20 protein-coding genes are annotated in these 23,773 nt (G+C 70.4%); all 20 read right to left on the bottom strand.

From position 1 onward, the window contains the following. The 20 genes from ACQ4L4_RS15805 to ACQ4L4_RS15900 all read right to left on the bottom strand — a co-directional run bounded on the left by ACQ4L4_RS15805 (position 1) and on the right by ACQ4L4_RS15900 (position 23,766). Positions 1–1,101 carry a glycosyltransferase family 2 protein gene (locus ACQ4L4_RS15805; RefSeq protein WP_431099885.1) on the bottom strand — a complete coding sequence of 367 codons (1,101 nt, stop codon included), beginning with the start codon at positions 1,099–1,101 and terminating at the stop codon, positions 1–3. 200 nt (positions 1,102–1,301) lie between these two features. Continuing rightward, positions 1,302–2,381 (bottom strand): acyltransferase family protein, encoded by a 1,080-nt coding sequence (locus ACQ4L4_RS15810; RefSeq protein ID WP_431099886.1) that lies wholly within the window; start codon positions 2,379–2,381, stop codon positions 1,302–1,304. A 31-nt stretch (positions 2,382–2,412) separates the two neighbouring features. Then, positions 2,413–2,973, bottom strand: a complete 561-nt coding sequence (locus ACQ4L4_RS15815; protein ID WP_377160910.1) for an acyltransferase — start codon at positions 2,971–2,973, stop codon at positions 2,413–2,415. Positions 2,974–3,096: 123 nt separating this feature from the next. Continuing rightward, on the bottom strand, positions 3,097–4,614 hold the full coding sequence (locus ACQ4L4_RS15820; RefSeq protein WP_431099887.1) for a lipopolysaccharide biosynthesis protein: 1,518 nt from the start codon (positions 4,612–4,614) through the stop codon (positions 3,097–3,099). Position 4,615: 1 nt separating this feature from the next. Then, positions 4,616–5,689, bottom strand: a complete 1,074-nt coding sequence (locus tag ACQ4L4_RS15825; RefSeq protein WP_431099888.1) for a glycosyltransferase family 2 protein — start codon at positions 5,687–5,689, stop codon at positions 4,616–4,618. Further along, complete coding sequence (locus tag ACQ4L4_RS15830) at positions 5,689–6,825, bottom strand: polysaccharide pyruvyl transferase family protein (protein ID WP_431099889.1); 1,137 nt, start codon at positions 6,823–6,825, stop codon at positions 5,689–5,691. The genes ACQ4L4_RS15825 and ACQ4L4_RS15830 overlap by 1 nt, the downstream gene beginning before the upstream one ends. Before the next feature lie 125 nt (positions 6,826–6,950). After that, a complete protein-coding gene (locus ACQ4L4_RS15835) occupies positions 6,951–7,853 on the bottom strand; it encodes a WecB/TagA/CpsF family glycosyltransferase (protein WP_431099890.1) in 903 nt (300 codons plus the stop codon). 4 nt (positions 7,854–7,857) lie between these two features. Then, entirely contained in the window at positions 7,858–9,078 is a 1,221-nt protein-coding gene (locus ACQ4L4_RS15840; protein ID WP_431099891.1) for a glycosyltransferase family 2 protein, read from the bottom strand. After that, positions 9,071–10,378 (bottom strand): glycosyltransferase family 4 protein, encoded by a 1,308-nt coding sequence (locus ACQ4L4_RS15845; RefSeq protein ID WP_431099892.1) that lies wholly within the window; start codon positions 10,376–10,378, stop codon positions 9,071–9,073. Before ACQ4L4_RS15845 ends, ACQ4L4_RS15840 begins: the two co-directional genes overlap by 8 nt. A gap of 44 nt (positions 10,379–10,422) precedes the next feature. Further along, entirely contained in the window at positions 10,423–11,901 is a 1,479-nt protein-coding gene (locus ACQ4L4_RS15850; RefSeq protein ID WP_431099893.1) for an Atrophin-1 multi-domain protein, read from the bottom strand. A gap of 4 nt (positions 11,902–11,905) precedes the next feature. Next, a complete protein-coding gene (locus ACQ4L4_RS15855) occupies positions 11,906–12,529 on the bottom strand; it encodes a serine acetyltransferase (protein WP_431099894.1) in 624 nt (207 codons plus the stop codon). Position 12,530: 1 nt separating this feature from the next. After that, positions 12,531–13,598, bottom strand: coding sequence for an acyltransferase family protein (locus ACQ4L4_RS15860; protein WP_431099896.1), 1,068 nt, complete (start codon positions 13,596–13,598; stop codon positions 12,531–12,533). Further along, positions 13,595–15,214 (bottom strand): O-antigen ligase family protein, encoded by a 1,620-nt coding sequence (locus ACQ4L4_RS15865; protein ID WP_431099897.1) that lies wholly within the window; start codon positions 15,212–15,214, stop codon positions 13,595–13,597. The genes ACQ4L4_RS15860 and ACQ4L4_RS15865 overlap by 4 nt, the downstream gene beginning before the upstream one ends. A 26-nt stretch (positions 15,215–15,240) precedes the next feature. Next, positions 15,241–16,029 carry an exosortase C-terminal domain/associated protein EpsI gene (locus tag ACQ4L4_RS15870; protein ID WP_431099898.1) on the bottom strand — a complete coding sequence of 263 codons (789 nt, stop codon included), beginning with the start codon at positions 16,027–16,029 and terminating at the stop codon, positions 15,241–15,243. Continuing rightward, positions 16,026–16,958, bottom strand: coding sequence for an exosortase B (xrtB, locus tag ACQ4L4_RS15875; RefSeq protein WP_431099900.1), 933 nt, complete (start codon positions 16,956–16,958; stop codon positions 16,026–16,028). The genes ACQ4L4_RS15870 and xrtB overlap by 4 nt, the downstream gene beginning before the upstream one ends. A 133-nt stretch (positions 16,959–17,091) precedes the next feature. Beyond that, a complete protein-coding gene (locus tag ACQ4L4_RS15880) occupies positions 17,092–17,967 on the bottom strand; it encodes a polysaccharide biosynthesis tyrosine autokinase (RefSeq protein ID WP_377160883.1) in 876 nt (291 codons plus the stop codon). Positions 17,968–18,011: 44 nt separating this feature from the next. Then, positions 18,012–19,430 (bottom strand): chain length determinant protein EpsF, encoded by a 1,419-nt coding sequence (gene epsF / locus ACQ4L4_RS15885; RefSeq protein WP_431099901.1) that lies wholly within the window; start codon positions 19,428–19,430, stop codon positions 18,012–18,014. Between the two features lie 43 nt (positions 19,431–19,473). Then, on the bottom strand, positions 19,474–20,370 hold the full coding sequence (gene epsE, locus ACQ4L4_RS15890) for a polysaccharide export protein EpsE (protein WP_431099902.1): 897 nt from the start codon (positions 20,368–20,370) through the stop codon (positions 19,474–19,476). Then, a complete protein-coding gene (locus tag ACQ4L4_RS15895) occupies positions 20,370–21,500 on the bottom strand; it encodes an EpsD family peptidyl-prolyl cis-trans isomerase (RefSeq protein WP_431099903.1) in 1,131 nt (376 codons plus the stop codon). The genes epsE and ACQ4L4_RS15895 overlap by 1 nt, the downstream gene beginning before the upstream one ends. Positions 21,501–21,846: 346 nt before the next feature. Next, a complete protein-coding gene (locus tag ACQ4L4_RS15900) occupies positions 21,847–23,766 on the bottom strand; it encodes a S8 family peptidase (protein ID WP_431099905.1) in 1,920 nt (639 codons plus the stop codon). Between the last annotated feature and the right edge of the window lie 7 nt (positions 23,767–23,773).

The following is a 23,773-nucleotide window of genomic DNA, read 5'->3' on the forward strand; positions in this document are numbered from 1 at the left end:
TCAGGGGTAAACGCGGGTGGTCGGCTTCCCGGAAGCGGCCGCCGTGCCTGCCGCGGCGGCCGGCGTCGCGCCCAGGGTCGCATCGAGCGTCGAATCGAAGGCGGAATCCGGCGCCGTCGCGCCGGGCGGCGGGCGCAGCGCGCGCTTGAGGCGGGTCAGCCCCTGGTAGAGCGCCTGCGGCATCAGGCTCATGCGCAGCAGGCGGCGGCGCTCGTCGGCGAAGACCTGCGTCTGGACGCCCTTGAGCACCGAGCGACCGGCGAACTTGTCGCCGTACTTGATCTGGTGGTGCGCATGGGAGATGCGGAAGAAGTTGTGGAACTCCTCCATGTCCGCGCCGACCTGGACCGCCTCCGGATGGGCGCGGCGCCAGGCCTCGCCGGTCTCGAAGAACCGGTAGCGGGCCGGCGGCGCATGGCGGTTGAGCGCCCGGTCGTCGCCGTCGGCGTGGTAGCAGGCGCCGGGCTTGGGGTCGAAGACGATGGGCCCGGTGAACATCAGGCGGATCCAGGTGTCGAGGTCCTCGCCCAGCCGCACGCCGACCGGGAAGCCGCCGACGTTCGCCAGCGCGGCCTTGTCCACCATCACCGCCGACGAGCACACCGGCGAGCCTTGCAGCGCGATGCGGTAGTAGTTCGCCGGCGTCAGCACGACGCGGGGTGCGGTCTCGGAACTCACGCCCGGCGTGCGGCGACCGTCGGGAGAGGCGACCTCGTAGTTCGTGGCCCAGCCGACGGCTTGCGGGTACTCGAGGCGCAGGCGCCAGAGCCGCTCGAGGTGATCGGGGTACCAGGTGTCGTCGGCGTCCAGGAAGGCCACCACCGGGCATCGCGCCGCCTCGACGCCGAGGTTGCGGGCGGAGGACACGCCGCCGTTGGGCTGCCGCAGGAGACGCACGCGTGGATCGCCATACGCCTGGACCAGCGCGGCGCTGGCGTCGGTGGAACCGTCGTCGACGACGACCACCTCGAAGTCACGGACCGTCTGCGCGCAGACCGAGTCGAGCGCGCGGACGATCTGCCCTTCCTTGTTGTAGAGCGGGATGACGACGGACAGACGTACGTCGTCGGACGCAGTCGCAGGGATGGACGAGGTGCTCATGGCAGTCCCGGTGGCGATCACACGCGACCGGGAGCCCGCGAGCCCGGCAAGGACGTCGGCGCTCCACGTTGTTGCTGCGGGAGCTTGGATTTGCCCCGGCCTGGTGCCGGCTGCACGCCATACGCACCAAAGAGGTTAACGCCGCACCAACGCGGCGTCCTGGCGGCGTTGTCCCCGAAGGACGGCTCGGCGGCGAGCCTTCAGCGCTCGCCGTGGGCGGCGGCGGTCACGGGCGTGTCATGGCGGCGTGGCGCGGAACCGGCCAGACGACGGCGCCAGACGGCCGGCAACTCGAACAGCGCCATCGCGGCGCGACCCTGGACGGCGCGCCAGAACCACCAGGGCAGCAGCGTGCCGGCGGCCACGCCGATGAGCAGGTGCGGCCAGGGACTGGTGATGCCGAACACCTTGGTCAGCACGATGCGGACACCGCTGGCCACAAGGATGTGGGCCAGGAAGATGGCCATCGACGCCCGCCCCAACGCCGCCATCCGCTGCCCGTGGCCACCGGTGGCCAGCGCGATGGCCAGCACGCACACGAGCGACAGCCCCAGCGTCGCGGCGGCGAGCCGCAGCAGCTTGGCTTCGCCGATGCCCGCGGCCTGCAACGCGATGAGGGCGACACCGCCCGCGAGCACGCCCGCCAGCGCGAGCCGCGAGGCGGCCGCCGTGCCGAGCCCGCGTGCGCCGAGCCAGGCACCGGCGGCGAAGTACAGCAGGTGGCTGGACACCAGCGCCGCCGGCATCGGCCAGTCGCGCTGCTGCAGGGCCATCAGCGCCGCGCCCGTGAGGGTCAACGCGGCGACGCCGGCCTTCGGGCGGCGCCAGCACATCGCGACGCCGAGCAGGCTCATCAGGAACAGCGCGTAGAGGAACCAGAACTGCGCCCGCGGCGTCCAGCCCAGCGCGAGCACCTCGGCCAGCGAGACGGGCTTGCTGGTCCAGCGCGACATCAGCAGCTCGATGCCGCCTTGCAGCAGCGACCACAGCACGTAGGGATAGAGGACAGTGGCCACGCGGCCGGCGAGGTAGTCGCGCGGGCCGCGCCGCGTCAGCGAGCCGACGAAGAACCAGCCCGACAGCAGGAAGAACAGCGGCATGTGGAAGCTGTAGATCGCCGAGTCCAGCGTCGTGAACCACCACGGATCCATCGCCACGCCGCCGTTGACCAGCCCGCGCGCGACGTGGCCGTACACCACCAGCAGGATGCCGAAGCCCTTGGCGATGTCGACCCAGTCGGATCGCGCCGCGTCGGGAGAGGAGAGCCGCGCCGTCGTCATCGTCGTACTGCCTTGAGCGTCCTTGAACTGCCTAACGCGGATCCAGGACCTCGCGCTTGCGCAGGCCCTGCTCCTGCTTGAGCTTCAGGTAGTGCCGGCCGCCGTCGACCATCGCCTGAAAGGCCGCCATGTCGCGCGTGCCGATCTGCACCGCCGGATTCCCGCCGAGGATCGCGCCCGGCGGATGGGACTTCGTGACCACCGCGCCGGCGCCCACGATGGTGCCCTCGCGCAGCGTCACGCCGGGCAGGATCATCGCCCGCATGCCGACCCAGACGAAGCGCTCTATGGTGACCGGACGCAACAGGTCGACCTCGTCGTACGGGACCATCGTTGCGTCCTTGTAGCGATGCATCGAGGTCATCACCGCGACGCCGGGCGCGAAGATGACGTGGTCGCCGATCGTCAGCCCGCCCTGCCCGTTGAAATAGCCACCGCCCTCGATGTGGACGTGGTGGCCGAGCGAGATCCGTTCCGGGAATACGAAATCGTTGCGGCCGGCGATGCCGCAACCGTCGCCGCGCGACTTGAACGTCACCGTCGGCGCCGGTCGTCCCAGCAGGCGCCGCACCATCCTCGAGAGCCTTCCCATGCCGTGTTTCTCCGTTGTCCGTCCATCGTGGCGGCACCGGCTGCTCCCGTGGAGGATGCTGGTCCCGCCGGTGCGCCGTCGCAATGCGCGCGCGCCCCTGAATACCGTCTCAAGCGCGCGGCCTCAGCCCGCGCGTTTCAGCTTGCGCCGCAGCTTGCCCAGCACCGCGTCGCGATCCTCGCGCCGCAGGAACGCCGCCCACAGCATCAGCACCGCGCCGGCGCCCACGCTGCAGGTGGCCAGCGCGAGCGCGGGCCAGGATGCCGGCACCGCCAGTCGCGACACCGCCAGCGAGGCCAGGAAGACCAGCGTCGCCATCATCAGGATGGGCAGCGCCTCGCGGGCGAAGGTCCACCAGGGCCGCTGCAGGATGTGCGCGGCGTACAGCGGCGTGAAGATCAAGTTGCGCAGCAGCAGCACCAGGCCGCCCGCGATGGCGATGCCGTAAAGGCCCCAGGCCCTGGCCATCGCGATCGCCAGCACCAGGTTCACCACGCCGGCCACGACCTGCAGGACGCCGGGCACCTTCACGTGGTTGGTGGCCAGGCTGACGTTGTGCAGCGGCAGGTAGGCGAGGTTGAGCGCCAGATGCCCGGTCGCGAGCACCATCACCAGCCACAGCGGCGCGAACGTCGGGCCGAGCCAGACATGCAGGATGGACTCCGAAAAGCCGCAGACGATGCCGATCGGGATCGCCATCACCAGTCCCAGGTTGCGGACCGAGGCGCGCGCGTAATCGATCATCTCGTCGAGCCGGCCCTGCGCGTGCAGCGTGAGGATGGTCGGACCGAACACGCCGGACACGACCAGCGCGAAATTGCGCAGCAGCATCGACCACTGCAGCACCAGCGCGTACTGCCCGCCCGCCGCCGCGCCGACGACCTTGTTGGCCACCAGCAGGTCGATGTTGATCAGCAGCAGCGTGCCGATCTGGCTGATGAAGACCCAGCCGCCGGTGCCGCCGAGTTCCTTCACCACCGGCCATGAGAAGCCGTCCAGACGCGGTCGCAGCGCGGGCGCGAGCCGGCGCGACGCCACGATCACCACGCCGATCGTGGCCAGCGCCGCGCACAGCACGCTCGCGCCGACGTGCCAGAGCTTGGGCATCGTGATGTGGAACAGCACCAGCACGACGACGACGCGCGCCACCAGGCCGAGGATGTTGCCCAGGTTCTGCAGGTCGAAGCGGTTGCGGCTGTAGACCACCGACTGGAAGGGCGTGCCCAGCGTCGTCACCGCCAGTCCGCCCACCGTGAGGAAGAACAGCCAGCCCGCGTCGCGTTCCCAGCCGGCCGGCACGTCGATCCAGTGCGCGATCTGGGTCAACAGCGGCAGGCCCAGCACGCACATCAGCAGGCCGACCAGCGCGGACGCCCACAGCGAGGAGTTGAAGATGCCGTTGGCGCGCGCCTGGTCGCCGCTGCTCATCGCCACCGTCAGATGCCGCCCCACCGCGGCATTCAGGCCCGCGGTGATGACGTTGAAGTAGCCCGCCACGGTCACCGCCAGCGGCACGAGGCCGTAGGCGGCGACGCCCAGCTGGCGCACCAGGTAGGAGACCAGCCACAGCGAGACGACGATGTTCAGCGCGAAGAACGCGACGTTGCTGACCAGGTTGGCCCCGAGCTTGCCTTGTCCCACGTCAGCCCCGCGACGCCTGCGTGGTCGACGAAGGCGACGAGGTCGACGCCGACGGCGCCTCGGCGCGCCGCCGCAGCGTCGCCTGCACCCGTCCCAGCGCGCGGTACAGCGGCTGCGGCAGCAGGCTCAGGCGCTTCAGGCGGTCGCGTTCCGCCGCGAAGGCGCGCGAGCGGCAGTCCTTGAGCACCGCGCGCCCCGCGGCCTTGTCGCCCCACTTGATCTGGTGATGCGCATGCGCCAGCCGGAAGAAATCGTGGAAGGCCTCGATGTCCTGCGCCACCTGCGTGGCCTCGGGATGCGCGCGCATCCAGGCCTCGTCGGTGTCGAAGAACACGTAGCGCGGCGGCGGCGGGTTGCGCACCAGCGCGCGGTCGTCGCCGTCCGCGTGGTAGTACGCGCCGGGCCGTGCGTCGAAGGCGATCGGCCCCGAGAACAGCAGCCGGATCCACGTGTCCAGGTCCTCGCCCAGCCGCACGCCGGCGGGGAATCCGCCGACGCGCTGCAGCGCCGCCTTGTCCACCGCCACCGCGGACGAGAACACCGGCGTGCCATGCCGCGCGATGCGGAAGTAGTTCTCCGGCGTCAGCACCAGCCGCGGCTCGGTCACGACCGACACGCCGGGCGTCAGCCTGCCGGCCAGATCCACCACGTGGTAGTTCATCGCCCACGCGACGGTGCCCGGGTAGTCCGCGCGCAGCTGCCACAGGCGTTCGAGGTGATCGGGGTACCAGGCATCGTCGCCGTCGAGGAAGGCGATCACGTCCGCCCGCGCGAGCTCGACGGCGCGGTTGCGCGCCACCGACACGCCGGCATTGGCCTGCCGATGGAGCCGCACGCGCGGATCGGCGATCGCCGCGACGATCTCGGGGCCGCGGTCCTTGGAGCCATCGTCGATGACGACAACCTCGAAGTCCTGGAAGCTCTGCGCGAACACGGAGTCCAGCGCACGCGCGATCTGGCCTTCCTTGTTGTAGAGCGGGATGACGACGGAGATCCGCGGCGCGCCGTCGGCGGCGGACACCGGGGAAGCGTCGGAAGACGCGGAAGACGCGAGGGAAGAAGACGGGGCGGACATCAGCGGCGCCCCTCGCTGTACGGCGCGGCCGTGAAGTTCAGGCGCGCCATCTCGCACGAGTCCTGGATCGAGCGCGTCCACGGCGGCGCGGCGCGGCCGCCGACGGCCAGCTTCGCGATGCGGCGCGCGGCCTCGACCGGATCGGTGGTCGCATCGCCCACGCGGCCCTCGGGCCGGTAGCCGATCTCGTCGAGGAAGTCGCCGCACTTGCGGTGGTACTCGACCAGGATGAAGGGCACGCCCGCCGTGTAGGCCAGGATGCACGCATGCAGCCGCACGCCGAAGATCGCGTCGCAGCGCTGCAGCTCGGCGTAGACCCGCTTGGGATCGTCGTCGTACGGCAGCCGCTCCACATGCGGATAACCGTCCAGCGAGGCGATCACCTCGTCGGTCACCGCGTCGTCGCCCGACGCCGCATGCCCGTTGAACACGAAGAAGCGCAGCGCGAAGCCCTCCTCCGCCAGCGCCTTCACCGTCGCCTTCACCGAGGCCACGCGGCGCTGCTCGTTTTCCAGGTTGCCCTTGCCGTAGTAGCGCTCGACGTTGCACACGCTCACGCCGATCACCGGCCGTCCCGTCGCCCGCGCCGGCAACACCGGCGCCGGCGAGTCCGCCATCACGTCCAGCATCAGCAGCGCCGGATCGAAGGCCTGGATCACCGGCGTGTCGACGTTCATCGCCTTCACGATCTCGAACGACGCGCGATCGCGCACCGCGATGTAGCTCATCTCGCCGATCAGCTTGCGGATCTCGCGTTCACCGTCCGTGGATTTGAACGGGCCGACCGACACACCGGCCGCCGCGATCGACTTGCGACCGACCTTCTGCACCAGCGACTGGCGCAGCAGGTTCACCCACAGCTCCTGCGGCGAGTGCAGCGTCGAGCCGCCGAAATACACCATGTGCCGCGCGCTCAGGCCCGACAGCGTGCGCGACAGCGTCTGCTGGCCGGGGTAGCGGCGCTCGATCGGGATGATGGCCTGCGCGGGCTGGCTCAGCACCGGCAACTCGGTGGCGACGAAGGCCAGGTCGCGGGCGCCCCAGTACTTGCGGCTGCCCCAGTCCGCCACGACGCAGAACACGTCGTCGCCGGTGTTGCGGTAGCCGTAGTAGCCGTTGAACAGGAAGTCGGTCATGCGGAATCCGGAAAGGTGGGACCAGGTCGGGGGCCGTGGGGGGCGGGACGGAATCTGGCGTCGGGAGTCGGAAGTCGGGACGGGTTCGGAATACAGCTCGTGATCGCCGCGGGGCCAGGTCTTGCTCAGACTGCGGAACTCCGGCCGCGCCGCGTGGCCGATCGCCACAGCAGCCCGGCCGCGAAGGGGATGCCGTCGACCAGATAACGCCGCGCCAGCCGGCCGGGTTCCTGCGTCAGCCGGTGCACCCATTCCAGGCCGCTGCGCTGCATCCAGCCCGGCGCGCGCTTCACGTCGCCGGCCACGAAGCTGAAGCTCACGCCCACGCCCAGGTACCAGGCGCGCGGCGCCAGCGGTCGCAGACGCGCGGCCAGCTTCTCCTGCTTGGGCGAGCCCAGCCCGATGAAGACGATGTGCGGCTGCCAGCCCGTCAGCAAGGTCTCGATCCTGGCCATCTCCTGCGGCTGCTGCTCGAAACCGAACGGCGGGCACAGGCAGCGCACGCGGCCCGCGGCCACGGCCTCCGGGATCAGGCGCGCGGCGGCGGCTTCGGCCGCGCCTTCGTTGCCGCCGATCAGCGCGATGCGCAGTCCGGCCGCGGCGGCCGCGCCCATCAGCGCGTTGAACAGGTCGGAGCCGGTCAGCCGCGTCGGCAGCGGCGTGCCCTGCAGCTGGCTGGCCCACACGATGGGACGGCCGTCTGCGGTGAACACCGTCGCATCGGCCACCAGCGCGCGGAAGGCGGGCTCCAGGCGCCAGCGGCGCAGGATGTCGATGTTGGGCGTCACCACCCAGCCGCCGCGGCCGGCGGTGGCCTCGTCGACGATGTGGGCGGTCAACACCGGCACCGTGGTCGCGACGAAGGGCAGCCCGTCGACGTGGATGGTCGGCAGCGCCGCGGGGCCGGTGTCCATGGCGCCGGCGGGCGTCACGGGCGTCACGGGTGTCGTGGACGCCGTGGGCGGGACCGGAGGGAAGGACGTCGCGGGCGTGGCGGGCGTCGCCGGCGGAGGGGGTGTGAGGCTCATGGGATCAGACATCTCGTTTGGTTCTCACCCAGTCCACCTGACGCTTGACGATGAAGCGCAGGTACAGCGGAATCTTGGCCAGCAGGATGAACGGCGCACGGGCCAGCTCGCCCAGCGTCAGGATGTCGGCGGCCCAGCGGTGCTGCGCCAGCACGATGGCCAGCAGCAGCGCGCCCAGGCCCAGCAGCGACAGCACGAACGGCGCCGTCCAGCCCAGCACCAGCGCCAGCAGCAGCTGGACCAGCGTCCAGCCCACCAGCAGCATGCCCAGCAGCGCCAGCGGCGGCACCAGCATGTCCATCACCTGCAGCAGCTGCGCGCCGCGTCCCGGACGCATCGACTGCCACAGCAGCCGTGGCCCTTCGCCGACCAGCATCGCCAGGTGACCGTGCTCCCAGCGCGTGCGCTGGCTGGCCTCGCCCTCGCTGCTGTTGGCGAAGACGCTGGTCACGCGCGCGTCCTCGCACAGCAGCGGCGGCGCGCCCAGTTGGGCCAGGCGCACGCCCAGCTGCATGTCCTCGGCCAGGTGGCCGCTGGCCAGCGGCGCCTGCACCGCCACGTCCCAGGGGAAGGCCATGCCGGTGCCGTAGAGCCCGCAAGGCAGGCCGACCTGGTGCATGCCGCGCGGCCGCACCAGGTTCTTCACGCGCATCGCGAACTCCGCCACGCGCGCCTTCAGGCCGTCGTTGGCGGCCGACATCAGGTAGGTCGCCTGCACCGGCCGGCCCGTCGCATGCGCCACGGCGGCGATGCGCGTCAACAGCTGCGGGCCCAGCGTGCAGTCGGCATCCAGCACGATCACGACGTCGGGCGCCTGCCCGGTCTCGAGCGAGATCCGCTCCAGCGCGCGCACGCCGAAGTCCAGCGCGTAGCCCTTGCCGCGTTCGGTCGCATGCGTGCGCTCGACCACGGTCACGTCGAACTCGCGCGCCTGCGCGGCGGTGTCGTCGCTGCAGTTGTCGGCCACGACGACGATGCGGTCCGATGGTCCGAGTTGCGCCAGCGCCTGCATCAGCGTCGGCCGCAGGCCGCGGCCTTCGTTGTGCGCCGGCATGACGACGGCGATGCGCGGTGGCCGCTCGAACGCGGGCAGCTCGCGGCGGTCCGGCAGCAGCGCCAGCAGCACCTGCCACAGCACCAGCGCCGCCGGCGTGAGCACCAGCAGGCTGATCACGAGCATCAGCACCCAGGCCACGGCGGACACGGTGGACAACAGCTCAGGCATGCGCCCCCTCCTTCGCGGCCGATGCGGCACGATGAGGCGAATAGGTCTTCGCGGGCGAAGCGTACTCCTCGAACAGCGCGACCAGCTTGGCGGCCTCGCGATCGACGTCGTGGCGCTCCAGCGCCGAGGCCCGCGCGCGCTGGCCCACACGCGCCAGCTCGGCGTCGTCCAGCCGCAGGCAGGCGAGCATCGCGCGCGCCAGCGCCTCGGGATCGCCGGCGGGCAGCAGCCAGCCGTTCTCGCCGTCGCGGATCAGCTCGGGGATGCCCGCGATGCAGGTGCTGACGCAGGGGCGGCCCAGCGCCATCGCTTCCATGATCACGACCGGCAGGCCCTCGGCGAAGCTCGCCAGCACCAGCGCGCGCGCCGCGAGCAGCTCGCTGCGCACGGTGTCGCTGGAGATCCAGCCGGTGATGCGGACATTGCGCCGCAGGCCGAGCTGCGCGATGCGCTCCTCGATGGTCTTGCGCAATTCGCCGTCGCCGGCCAGCACCAGTTCGAAGTCCGGCACCTCGCGCGCGACCAGCGCGGCGGCTTCGATCAGCAGCAGATGGCCCTTCTGCTCGGTCATGCGGCCGATGCAGATCAGGCGCTTGCCGTGCGGCGGCGGCGCCTCGACCGAATGGAATTCCGGATCCAGCCCGCAATGGACGATGCGCAGCTTGGGCCACTCGGTGTACGCGACCCAGCGCGACAACTGGCTGCGGCAGAACGAGGTGATCGCGGCGACGAAGCGCGCGCCGCGGATCTTCGCGCCCAGGTGCAGGAAGTCCGGCCGGTCGAATTCCTCCGGACCGTGCACCGTCATGCTGTAGCCCGGACCGCCGAGCGCCTCGATCAGCATGCCCACTTCCGCGGGGTTGGTGCCGAAGTGGATGTGCAGGTGCTGGATGCGCGCGGCGCGCAGCACCGGCATCGCGGCGCAGGCCTCCATCAGGTAGACGAGGTGGAAGGGCCAGGGCCGGTCGGCGCGGCGGCTCATGCGCAGCGCCAGCTTCAGCGCGGACAGGAAGCGGCCCGGCGCGCGCGCGGCCTGCGCCAGCGTCGCCTTCAGCAGGCCGACCGTGCCGCCCTTCAGCAGATAGTGCGTGCGGGCCTTCTCGGCCTGGTCGATGGGATCGGGCGCGTCGTCGTCCCAGCCGCGGATGGCCAGGCGCAGCACGTCCAGGCCCTGCTGCTCGACCGCGAGGATCTCGCGGCGGATGAAGGTATGGCTGACCTTGGGGTAATGGTTCACCAGGTAGGCGACGCGCGGGCGCGCGCCGGCCGAGGGCTGGCCTTGAGGGGCTTGGTCATCCAACTGCTTCGTGATCAATCGTTCCTCCCGGATTCAGCGCGGATCTGTCAGGTCGAGACCGGCAGCAGGTCGCCGCGGGCCCAGCAATCGCCCGACGCCGTGGCACGCACCACCAGGCGCGAGCCCGCGAATTTCTCCGGCCACTCGAAGGTGACCGACTTGCCGTCCGCCAGGTCGCCGCTGTCGAAGGCGACGGCGCCCTTGGCGCCCTGCTCGCCGCCGCGCAGCTGCAGGCGCAGCGTCGCACCGTTGCCGGTGCGCGCGGTCAGCGTGAGCTTCTGCCCCGGCTGCGGCTTGGCCCAGGTCACCGCGGTGATGTGGCGACCCGAGTTGTTGACGACGGCCAGGCCCGCCTTGGCGTCCTTCAGCACGACGGCCTGCTGCCAGGTCTCGAAGCGCGCCCGCGCGTCGTCGCGCTCGGAGCGCCACGCGCCGCGCATCGACAGCAGGTTCATCGGCTGGCGCAATTCGACCGGCTTGCCGTTGCCGTCGAGCCAGCCCTTGGCCGAGCTCACCCGGCGCAGCGCCAGGCGCATGCGCTCCAGGTCGCTGGCGGCGCGGCTGTTCCAGAGCTTGGCGGTGTGCAGCTTGGCGTTGCTGCCGATCTCGCAATAGACGACGAAGGGCGTGCCCACGTTGCGATCGACGACGTAGCCGCCGTAGACCTTCAGCGCCTCGGCGATGCGGCGCAGCCGCGCGTCGTCCACCTTGGCCGTGTCGAAATCCGGCGGCAGCATCAGCAGCGCGCCTTCGGGGATGCGGCCGTTGTTGTTGTTGAGCCCGGCGTCCGCCGAGGTCGCGGGGAAGACGTACCCCGGGTCCGCGCTCAGCCCGTTGAAGGTCAGCGAGATGGCCAGCGCGTGGCGGATCGGGCCGGCGCCCTCCTCCAGCTCATGGCGGCGCACCAGCCCGCCCATCGTCGGTACCGCGGCCGCGCGCGCACCCTGGAAGTAGTGGGCCGGGTCGCCCCAGCCGCGGCCGTCCAGCCGCGTCCAGGCGTACTGCTTGGCGCACCACTGGTCGTCGACCCGGGTGAGCTTGTAGAAGGAATGGATGATGCCGGCCTCGGCGTCGACGATGTCGGCATGGCCGTCCAGGCCCTCGGCCGGATTCACGCTGGCAGGCCAGTGCGGCAGCACGACCTCGGGCTGCGTGGTTTCGGCGTCCGGATCCCAGACGCCCTTCTGGCCCGGCAGGCCGAGCACGCGCATCGGCGGATCATCCGGCTGGCAGACGAAGACGCCGGTCGACCACTTGCCCGACTCCAGCGCCGGCGAGTAGGACGCCTTGGGAATCTCCCAGTCGTCCAGCACCGGCTCGACCGGCCGGCTGTTCCACGGCGACTGCGCCGAGAACGGCCGCAGCACCGTGCCGAAACGTTCGCCCCTGGCCGCGTCCGGCGTGCGCGTGTCACGCGCGGCGCGGGCGTCACGCCCCTCCCCGGCGGCCCACAGCGCCGATGGCAGCGCGCCGGCCGTCAGGCTCAGTCCCGCGGCCGCGCACCAGCGTCGTCGATCCCAGGTCATCGCGTCATTCCTCCATGGTCATCGGGGACGCGAGGTCCGACGGAACGCGCGCGGCGGCCTCGTCGGACGACGGCGTCATCTCACGCGCGACGACCCGCGCCGGATTGCCGACCGCGGTCGCGCCCGCGGGCACGTCGCGCAGCACGACCGACATCGCGCCCACCTTGCAGCCCGCGCCCAGGCGCACGCCGCCCAGCACCTGCGCATAGGCGCCGAGCTCGACGCCGTCCTCGAGCACCGGGCACGGCCCGTCCTCGACGCGGTTGCCCAGCGTCACGCCCTGGCGCAGGGTGCAGTTCGCGCCGATGACGGTGCCCGGGTTCACGAACACGCCGCCGAAATGCCAGATCCGCAGGCCGGGCCCGATGCGGCATTCCTTGGGCAGGCTGATGCCGGTGACGGTCTCCACCACGCGGAAGGCCAGCCAGTAGAAGCGCAGGGACCAGCGCCGCGCGCCGCCCTCGGGCATCGCATCGACGCGCCGGCCGTAGCGGTAGACCCGCAGCGCCCACAGCGACTGCTCGCGGCGCAGCGCGGACGCACCGCCGCAGCGGGCCAGATCGGCCTGCCAGTCGGCGTCTTCGCGGGCATTGCGAGGCGCGCGCGGCACATGGGTCGTGGACGTCATCTCAGACCTCCTTCAACCGTTGGCCGCGCCCGGCGCCGACGCGCTTGGCGAGGTCGTTGAACCGGCGCTCGATCTGGAAGGTCGACACATGCGCGATCGCGAACAGCGCGATCAGCAGCAGCGGCCGCTTCAGGTACTTGGTGACCACGTCGCCGCTGCCCAGCCAGGTGGCGGCCAACGGCAGATGCCAGATGTAGAGGGCGTAGGAGACCGTCGCGATGTAGATGAACACCCGCCCGCCCAGCGCGCGCGACAAGCGGTGCGTGGGCTGCGCCAGCAGCGATCCGACGAAGGCCGCGGCGACATACGGCCGCAGGAAGCCCAGCGGATTCACACCCGGATGCGGCAGGAAGCTGCAGGCCAGCAGCACGACGAGCAACAGCGGAACCATGCCGGCACGTGCAAGCACGTCGCGTGCCACGGCCCAGTGCCGCGAGTGCATCAGCAGCGCCAGGCAGGCGCCGGCCAACAGGTCGTCGCAGCGGAACCAGGTGATGCTGGACGCGGTCACCTGGTGCCCGACGCGCATCGCGGTGGTCGCCAGCAGCAGGGCCGGGAACAGCCACCAGATCGCGCGCGGGCGCAGCCACAGCAGTAGCGCCGACAGCATGTAGAACTGCACCTCCAGGCACAGGCTCCAGAAGTGGTCGGTCGGCGGCACCAGCCGCTGCGGTGGCAGGTTGGCGTAGAAGAGCAGGTAGCTGAGCGCCGTTTCCAGGCTCTCCGGCTTGACCGACCAGACCACCGCCAGGCAGATCCACGCGGCCGGCACCACGCGCAGCAGCCGCCGCGCGATGAAGGACGACACCGTCGGCCGCTTCAACAGCTGCCCGGTGATCAGGTAGCCCGACAGGATGAAGAACAGTGCCATGCCGAAGATGCCCAGCGACTCGTTCAGCGGCGTGCCGCCGACGCGCAGCGGGAACAGGTGGGTCCACAGCACGGCCAGGATGCTGACCGCGCGCACGCCGTCCAGCGCGGGCTGGCGCTCGCTGGGCCGGTGGCCGGCGGCGAGGGCCAGATCCAGGCCCTGGTCGCGGTGCTGGTCGCGGTCCGGGTCGACGCTCATCGCGCGTGCTCCGCGCCGTGCATCGGCAGCGTGGCCGAGAACTCGCTGACGCGGGGCAGCGTGGCGGGGAACTCGCTGACGCGGTCATGCGGCTGCCGCGGCCGGTACTTGCTCGGGCGGATGCCCCACGGCAGGCGCTTGCGCGCCTCGGCCGCGCCGGCGATGCGGCAGGCCAGCGCGCACACCACGCCCATCGTCAACCAGAAGTACCAGTTGTAGATGAGGTAGGACAGCATGTTGTCCGACAGCGAGACCAGGAAGTTGGACAGCAGCAGCGCCAGCGCGATCAGCGCCAGCAGGTGACGCACCGGCAGCAGCGCGCGCAGCATGCGCGCGGTCGACAGGAAGACCCAGCCGTAGGCCGCGACGCCCAGCGCCCCGTACTCGAAGAACACCTGCACCACCGCGCTGTGCGCGCCCCAGCTGCGGCCGCCGGCCATCGAGAAGAAGGTCTGCGAGTGGAAGACGAAGGACTCCGCGCCGTAGCCGAAGGCCATGCGCGAGGTGGACATCCACGACAGCGCGTCCGCCCACAGCAGCTTGCGCCAGGCGAAGGAATTCAGCTTGGCGAACTGCACCACCTGGTTGCCTTCGGCCAGGCCCACGACGCGCTCGCGCACCTCCGGGATCAGCATGGCCAGCATGGCGCCGATCACCAGATAGATGAGATAGCGCCGCTCGCGGAACAGGCCGTAGACGACGAAGATGAACAGCACGGAGATCCACGCGCTGCGGGTCTTGGTCGCGAACAGCAGCCCGATCAGCAGCAGCAGATAGAGCACGACCGTCGCGGTCGCCAGGACGCCGCGGCCGGCCAGACCGCTCTTCCAGCGATAGAAGATGACGCCCACGGACAACACGAGATAGAACGCCAGGATGTTGGCGTGAGGGAACGGTCCGCCGTACCGGCCGGCGGAAGCTTCGAAGGCGTCCACGCTACCAGCGGTCCTGCCCAGGCCGATGTAAATCAGCGTGACAACTGCGACAGGCACCGACGACCAGGTGACCAACTTGAGCATCCTGTTCAGATCCGCTTCTTCCTTGACCAGGTAGAAGCTGACCAGGAACAGCGCCATCACCGACAGCTGGCCCAGATAGAGCCGCAGCGCCTGCACCTTGTCCGGCGAATACAGCAGCCCCAGCGCCTGCACCGCCACGAAGGGCAGCCACACCATCCAGGCGACGCGCGGCACGCGCTTGGGATCGCGCGCGATGATGATCCCCGCCAGCACGATGATCAGCGCGTTCAGCAGGCCGCCCAGGCCGCCGATGGCCGCGAGCCGGGTCTCCTCGAAGATCGGATTGGCCCCGGCGCGCACCAGCAGCACCGCCAGCAGGAAGGCCTCGCGGCTGTAGAGGAACAGGAAGGCCGTGACCAGCATCAGCGGCAGCACCGCCAGCAGCGCGGGGCGGTCCGATGCCATGCCGCCGACCATCACCGTCATCAGGCCGATCGCGACGGCGCCGGCCAGCAGCCCGGCCAGACCGAGCAGGGACATCCCGTCCAGGCCGTCGCGCCAGACGCGCCACACGCCCGCGACCCGTCCGACCGCGCCCGCCGCCCGATCTCCGCGCCCGATCTCCGTGCCTGATCCTGTCCGCAATCCGATCCTCATGCCGCCGTCATCCTGTCATCCGGGCTTCAGCGCACCAGCAGCGGCCGCGTGCCCGGAGGCACCGCGTCCACCAGCTCGCGCAGGAAACCTTCCATCACCACCTGCGACTGCGCGGCGCCTTCAGGCCGGTTCAGCCGCTGCGACGCGCGCACCAGCATCCCGTCGGGGATGCGGCCGCGGAAACCCTCGTTGAGGATGTACCAGCGCGCCGCCAGTCCGTCGCCGCCGTATTGCGTGCCGATGCGGATCCAGTAGCGCACCGCCTCGTAGCCGCCGCCGCCGCGGGCCTCGGTCAGCAGTTGCGTCGTGGGCACCGGCTCGGCCCGACCGGCCGTCGGCACCGGGCGGCCGTCGCCGATCGCGCGCACGAAGTAGCCTTGCGCCGGATAGCAGACCTCGGGCCGGTGGACCTTGACGTCCTGCCGCTGGCGCTCGCCCCAGGCCAGCGCCACCATCACCTGGTCGCCGCGGCTGTTGACGTAGGTGCGCATAACCGTCTGGTCGTAGGGCTGCTCCTGCACCGTCTCCACGCCCTGCGAGACGTCGATCTGCGGCGCCGAGTCCACGATCGCCCGCCAGTCGCCGAAGGCCTTGGGCACGGTCGCATCCAGGCTGGGCGCGCCCTGCACCGCCTGCAGACGCGGCGTGGCCAGCCACGCGCCGCCGGCCGCGACGGTCATCAGCGCCACGCCGGCCAGGCAGGTGGCCACGGACAGCTTGGGCAGTCGCAGCATCGCGGGCGGCGTCGACGCCGGCGGCGGGGTCGCGGGCGTTCCCGGGGTTCCCGGGGTTCCAGGATTCATGGACGTGCTCATGCCGCCTCCTTCCCACGCCAGCGGGCCCAGCGCAGCGAGAACGTGCGCAGCAGGCCGTCCACGACGACGATCAGCATCAGCGCCGTCAGGAACAGCGCCATGCCGGAGAACTCGTGCATGAAGCCCTGCCCCACGTCGTCGCCGAAGTGGTAGGTCAGCAGCGCGAGGATCAGGATGCGGATCACGTTGGAGCAGTACGAGATCGGCACGATCAGGATGGCCAGCGCGATGTTGCGGAACACCGATTCATGGCGCACCACGTTCATGTAGAGCAGGCCCAGCGCCTCGAGCGTGAACAGCGAGTTCAAGCCCGCGCAGGCGTCGGCCACCATCAGCTGGTAGGGCCCGATCTGCAGGATCACGCCGGCGCGGGCCACCGGGTAACCCAGCGCGAACATCATGTGCTCGGCGCCCCAGGACGCGGCCAGCTTCATCGGCTGGGTGATGACGTCGACGATGGACGCCGGCAGCGGCACCGCGAACAGCAGCAGGAAGAACGCGAACCAGTAGCGGCGCGCGATCGCAGGACCGGCCAGGATCAGCGCCAGTCCCAGCAGGACCGGCAGCAGCGAGCCCAGCTCCAGCAGCGCGATCGACTGCGAGCGTCCCAGCACATAGCCGGCCAGGCCCAGCACCAGCACGGACCAGCCGGCCAGCGGCGCGGGCCGCACGTCGAAGGTCTCGCCCTGCGAGGCCAGCCGGCGGGTCTGGAAATAGAAGTACCAGGCCGAGAGCGCCAGCACGATCGGACCGTGGGAGTTGCGGTCGCCGCGCCACGGGCCGTGGATGAAGTCGATGAAGGTCGGCACGTACAGCAGCGCCAGGCCAACGGCCAGCGCCACCAGCGCCAGCCGGTTGAGCGCCCAGAAGCCGCGACCCGGCCCGGGGCCCGCACGGTCACCCGAGCGTAGGAACAGATTGCTAGCCATGACTTTCACTGCGATCCCTGCAAAGACGGTCGGCGACGGGCAGACGGCGGCGCCGCGATCCGGCAAGGATCGCGCGCGTCGCGGCGGAGGCCCGGGACGTGCCGGGCCGGCAAGGGCTCTTGGCGGCCCCGAATCAATACTCGTTCATGACGGTCCCGACCAGTGTCGTGGAGACACCGTCGAGGCTGTCGGTGAGTTCCTGCAGCGCGGTGACCCGCGACTTGTTCTGTCGCGCCAGCACCAGCGCCGCGCCGCAACGCGCGGCCACGATCGCCGCGTCGGCGCCGTACTGGCCCGCGGAGGTGTCCACCAGCACGTGGTCGAACTTGCCGGCCAGCTCGCGCATCAGCAGCCCGAAGGCGGGCCGCTCCAGCAGCTCCACCGGGTTGGGCGGCACCGCGCCCACCGGCAGGATGAACAGGCTGTTCATGCCCTCCACCTGCTGGATCACGCGCGGCTCGCTGCGGCCCGACAGGATCGAGGACAGACCGGCCTGGTTGTTGACGTCGAAGATCTCGTGCTGGCGCGGGCGGCGCAGGTCCGCGTCCACCAGCAGCGTGCGGCCGCCCAGCTGGGCCAGCGTCACCGCCAGGTTGGCCGTGAAGTAGCTCTTGCCGTCCAGCGAGTCGGGGCTGATCACGGCCAGCGCGCGGCGCGGCTCGTTCTCGCGATACAGCCGCATCGTGATCTGGCTGCGGATGCCGCGGAAGACTTCGGCCTGCGACGAGAACGGCGTGTTCAGCGCCACCAGCTCCGGGCTGCGGACCTTGCGCTCGCTCGGGGCGTAGGGATAGTGGAACTGCTTGGACAGCGCTTCCAGCACGTCCTCGGCGTTGGCGTAGCCCAGCGCCACGGCGGCCTCGCCGAAGCGGATGCCGCGTTCGCGCTGGTACTGCAGCACGCGCTCGACCTGGTCGGCGCTGAGGTTGCGGGTCTCGGCGATGATCGCGCCGATCGAGCGGTCATGCACGCCCGGGCCGGAAGACTTGCTGTTGGTCGGTGCGTCCACGGATTTCCTCTGGGCCAACGGAATGGGTTCCTTCACATCGGACATCAGGCGGTCCCTCGGCCGGGTCGGGCGGTATGCCCGAGCAGTCGACGTTCCGCCGACGGCAGCGCCGAGGCGCGCCGACCCGGCGCGGGCAGCACGCCCAGCATCGGCAGCGGCAGCACGGCCATGACATCGTCGGCATCGCGCACCTTGCGGTCGCGCATCTCCAGCAGCAGCGCCAGACCGACCGCCAGGATCACGCTGGCGACGAAGGCCAGCGCGGTATTCAGCAGGATCTTCGGCGACGAGGGCTTCAGCGGCGCGACCGCCTCGGTCAGGATGTTGACGTTGCTCTGCGTGGTCTGGCTCTCGAGGCTGGTCTGCGTCAGCCGCGTGGTGATGTTCTCGTAGGCGCGCTGGGCGCTCTCGGCCTCGCGCATCAGGCCGCTGGCGTCATCGCGCGCGGCCTTGAGCTTGGCGACCTTCTCGCGCTGCGCCTCCAGCGAGGCGCGGATCTCCGCCTCGCGCTGCTTGTTGATCGTGTTGGTGACGGTGACGCCGCCGCTGACGCGCCCGATCTCGGTGCGCAGCTTGCTGCGCAAGTCGGTCACCGTGGCCTTGGCCTCGATCACCTGCGGGTGGTTGTCGCCGTAGCGGGTGCTCAGTTCCTGCAGCTTGCTCTCGGCGCGGCTCAGGTCGGCCTTGAGCTGCATCACCACCGGGTTGGCCAGCACGTCGGGCAGCTGGTCCGCGCCGCGCGCGGCCTGGCCCTGGCGGCTGCCGGACTCGGCCGACAGCGCCTGCAGCGCCACCAGCTGCGAGGACAGCTCCGAGAGGCGGTTGCTCTCGACGTCCAGGCGCTCGTCGGTGGCGATGATGCCGTGCTCGCGCTCATAGGCGGAGAGCTTGGCGCGCGTGCTCTCGAGCTTCTCCAGCGCGACCTTGGCCTGCTGGTCGAAGTAGCCGGCGTACTGGCGCGCGGGGTCGACGCGCAGGTCCAACGTCGTCGAGACGTAGGCCTTGACGAAGGCGTTGGCGAGCGCGGCTGCGAACTGCGGATCCGGCGCGCGGTAAGCCACCGTCAGCACGTTGCTCTCCTTCGAGGGCTTCACGTCCATGTTGGCCTGCAGGAAGGCGATCAGCCACTGCTCGATCGTGCCCTCGCCGCTGGTGGCGGTCTGCCACTGCTCGCGGATCGCGGGGACCTCCGCCAGGCGCAGGTCGCGCACGACGCGCAGCGCGACGCGGTCGCTGCTGATCACGTCGACCTGGGTGTTCATGAAGGCCGGCGACGCCAGGCCTGGATAGATCAGGGCCGAGATCGGATCGGGCTTGGCGTCCACCACCACCGAGGCCGTGGCGACGTACTTCTTGGGCAGCACCATGCTGACGGCGAAGGCGGTCAGCGTGGTCAGCAGCACGACGAGCAGGACCAGGGACCAGCGCGCGCGCAGGATGGAAAACAGTTTGCTTGGCGTCACGGGCACTCCTCAGCCGGACCTCGACGGCCCGGCATCACACAACTCAGAACAGGCTCTCTCGGACGAAGATCACGTCGCCGTCCTTCAGCGCCTCGTCCATGGCGGGCTTGATCTCCTGCACCTTGCCCGACGCGTCCTTGCGATGCACGCGGATGCCGCGGTCGGTGCCGCGCAGCGTCAGACCGCCGCCGGCCGCCAGGCCCTGCAGCAGCGTCATGCCGCGCTCCAGGCGGATCTGGCCGGGCTTCTGGACCTCGCCGTAGATGTAGACCATCGGGAAGCGGTCGACCCACAGCACGTCGCCGTTGAGCACGACCACATCCTGTTCACGGCCGTTGGCGCCGAACAGCGTGGGCAGGTCCACCTCGAGGCGGAACGGCTTGCCGCCGCGCACGCCGGACAGCACGACCGTGTCGCCGCCGGTGGACGCCACGCCGCGCGCGTTGGCCAGCAGGTCGGTCAGGCGCGTGTCGGCGACCTCGAGCGGGTAGCGGCCCGGCTGGTTCACCTGGCCCAGCACGCTGGCCTGGTTGCCGGTGACCTTCAGGACCACGATGGTGACCTGCGGCTGCTTGACGAAGTTGCCCTTCTTCAGGCCGTCGGCGATGCGCTGTTCGGCGTCGCTGATCGACAGGCCGCCGATGCGGATCGATCCCAGCAGCGGGAAGGTGATGGTGCCCGCTTCGGACACGCGGGTCTCGAGCAGCATGTCCGGGTTCTGGAACACGCTGATGCGGATGGCGTCGCCCGATCCCAGGCGGTATTCGGCGGTGGCGCCGGAGGCCAGGCCGGTCGGCGCGGCGGGCACGGTCGACACGGCGGCTGGACGGGCCGGCGCCTGCGCGACGGCGCCGCCGGCGAGGGACAGCGCGAGGACCGCCGTGACGACCGTGGAGGCCGCCGAAGCGAAGGAGAGGATCGGGAAGCGACGCGTATTCATCATTTGATGCCTAGGCCCTTGGCAAGGTTGTTGTCCACCGGGCCGCTGGCGCCGGTGGGGCTGTCGGAGGCGGCGGGCGTGATGGCCGGCACCGCGGGATCGGGGATGGGCGCCGGTGATGCCGGCGACGCCGGCGTGCCGGCGGGCGCGGACGCGGCCATGTCGGCGAACTTGCCGACGTATTCGATCTTGGCGTTGTCGCGCATCGCCTTGATGTCCTTGGCGACCAGTTCCGCGCGGCGCTGGTTCAACAGGAACATCTCGATGGACGGGCGCGCCTGGGCTTCGGTCGCGGGCTGGCGTTGCGAGCCGGCGAGGAACAGCACGGTGAGCCCGTTGGTCTGGCCGTTCATGATGAACTGGCCGTCCTTCAGGCGCGAGATCGCGTCGAGGTTGTTGAGCGGGATCTGCTCGGCCGAGCGCACCATCTGCGAGCCGACGAACTTGAAGTTGTCGGCCTTGAGCGCTTCGAGGAATTCGGGGAGGGTCTTGGCACCCTGCAGCTTGGCGCGGATCGCTTCGAACTGATCCGGCTTCGCCTCGATGTTGATTTCCTGCAAGTTGTAGATGCGACGCTCGGCAAAAAGTGCCGGTTTGTCGTTGTAGTACTGCTTGATTTCCTGGTCCGTCGGCTTGGTGGCCGTCTCGCCGATGCGGTCAGCATAGGCCCTGGCGATGATCTCCCGCTTGGCGGTTTCGATCTGTTGCACCACCCGCGGATCGCGATCGACCTTGAGGTCCTGGGCCTTCTGCACGGCCAGTTCCTGGTCGATGAGGCGCTCGAGGATCTGGCGCGACGCGGCGTCGACCTGCTCGGGCTTCACGTTGGGCTGGCGCTGCAACACGAAGTTGATCTGGTGGACGGTGATCTCTTCCTTGTTCACCTTGGCCGCGGTCTGCGAGGCCTTGGCGCCGCTGCCGCCGCCGCACGCGGCGAGCACGACCGCGGCCAGTACGGCGGCGGAGACGGCAGCAAAGGAGGCGACCGCCGGCGTGGCCTGTCGCGCTTGATTTCCGTGATCCCGATTCCTCATCGCATGCATGGTGTCGACCTTGATGTTGTATCTGTCCGGCGGCCCCTTGAGGGGTGCTCTACGCGTACGCGAGCGGCGAGTGTAGCCCTGCACCATGACTGAACTTACCCGTTCCGGCAGGCTTCAAAGCCCCCATCCCGGGTTCGCAGGGGTCCATAGCAAGAATGGGTCCTGGGTCAGGCCCTCAGGCGGGCGCGGACCCCGCGAACAAGGGGGATCCGCCCTGTAAAGCCGGTGTCTGGAATCCCCTCCGGCACGTCATTGCAACGACGTGAAAAAGCCGTCAGCAGGCGAGCGTGAAACGCCGTCTCGGGCACGCCGGGACACCCCAAAGAAGGGCGCGAGAGGAAGGCTCCAAAAAGAACAAGGCCGCCGACCTTTCGGACGGCGGCCTCGGAGGCCTTCAGACGCCCCGGTCAGACCGGGACGACGAGACGCGCGCTCAGGGCAGCTTGTTCAACGCATTCACCGCGTCGATCAGGCCGAAGCCGTCGTACAGGCTCCAGCCCTTGACCGCGGCGCCGCCGGAGAACGGGATCACCCGCGCCGCCGGCGTCGTCTGCAGGATGCTCTTGACCTGCTTGGGCGTCAGCGAGCCGGGGCCACCGGCCTTCTGCAGCATCAGCGCCGCGACCGCCGCCGCGTGCGGCGCGGCCGCGCTGGTGCCGAAGAAGTTGTTGAAGCCGTCGCCTTCGTAATCCGAGCTCGGATAGAAGAAGGTCGTGTTGCCGCCGTCCGGCGCGGCGATGTCAGGCTTCTTGCGGGTCTCGGGCACGGCCAGGCGGTTGCCGGCGGCGTCGAACGCGATCGTCACCGGGCCGGGGCTGCTGAAGCTCTCGAACGCGGGGATGAACGGGCTCTGCTGCGTGGCCGGGAAGCTGTAGCGGTAGGCCGCCACGCTGTTGGCGCCGGCCGCCGCGCTGTGGCCGAAGGTCGTCGGGCCGCTGCGCACCTGGAAGGGCGCGCCGCCCCAGCCGTCGAGATTGACCAGGCGCACGCGCGAGGCCAGCTTGGTGCCGGCGCTCGTGCGGCCGACCATGATGCGGTAGGTGCCGCTGGCGCCGCCCGACAGGCCGACGATCTCCTCGCCGAAGTCCGCCGCGATGTTGTTGGTCGCGAAGGTGAAGACGCAGTTGCCCGCGGCGTTGATCAGGTAGAAGTTCAGGTCGGTCGTGACCTTGCCTTGGTAGAACAGGTCGTCCCACTGCAGCAGCAGCGTCGAGCCCGCGCCGCTGTAGGTCACCGGCAGCGCATAGGTGCCGCCGCCGAAGTCCAGGAAGCCGCCGCCCTGGTTGGCCTTGGTGCTGCCGGAGGCCGGCGAGCTGGTGCAGGTGTTCAGCGACGCCAGGTTGACGTTGCCCAGGTTGGTCGGCGTGGTCGAGAAGGTCGCGACCGGCACGTCGATCGCGCCGCCACCGCCGGCCGAGCCCTGGTTGCCCGCGGACGAGAAGTACGAGACCGGACGGCCCGCCAGCGTCGTGCTGTTGACGACGTCGTTGACCGCCTGCGCGACCTGGCCGTCGGAGAAGAAGGGCTCGTCGTAGTAGAAGACGTCGTCGACGATCACGTCGGCGCGGCACGCGGGTTCCGTGCGCAGCCGGCGGATGTTGTCGGCGAAGGCGGCCTCGCCGGCGAAGGCGGTGGCGAAGCACTGGTCCGCGCCCGGGGCCACGTCTTGCACGATCTGCATCATCGCGCGGCCTTCGTCGGTGTTGCTCGGGTCGGCACCGATGTCGAGGACCCACTTCGGCGGACGCAGATCGCCGGAGGCGATGTCGTTGGCCGCGCGCACCGTCGTGAAGCTCAGCGGCGATGCGTCGTAGGAGTCCGACAGCACGCCCACCGTGATGCCCGCGCCGGTCCAGCCGGCGGCGTTGGCGACGTTGCTGCGCAGCACCGGCGCGCCCTGCGAGGTGGTGAGCCCGACGTTCTTGTGCGGGCGGCGCGTCAGCTTGGCCAGATGCAGGCCGCTGGTGCCCGACAGCGCGGTCAGCGCGGACGTCGGCACGTAGGCCGAGATCGCGCCGTGGTTGAACGCGCGGTTGACGCCGGTCACCTGCGCGCCGGCCGCCTCGAGCTGGGCCTTGAAGTCGTCGATCGAGGTGCCGGCCTCGAGGTAGATGTCGACCAGCACGCGGCCTTGCGCGTCGGACATCGACTTGACGTAGGGCTTGATCTCATCGGTCTCGACGGCCAGCGAGCGCAGTTGGCGGCGCGACTGCTGGTCGACGATGTCGGACAGCGCGCCGTCGAGCTTGGCGTGCTGCGCGTAGGCGCCGCCGCAGGCGGCCAGGGCCAGCAGCGCGCTCAGGACGCGCAGGCGGGGGGCGGTGTTGTGCTTGGTGTGGTTCGAAGTCGTCATGGGGCGG

This window comes from Roseateles noduli (assembly GCF_050626985.1).
Taxonomy (GTDB): Bacteria; Pseudomonadota; Gammaproteobacteria; order Burkholderiales; family Burkholderiaceae_C; genus Roseateles; species Roseateles noduli_A.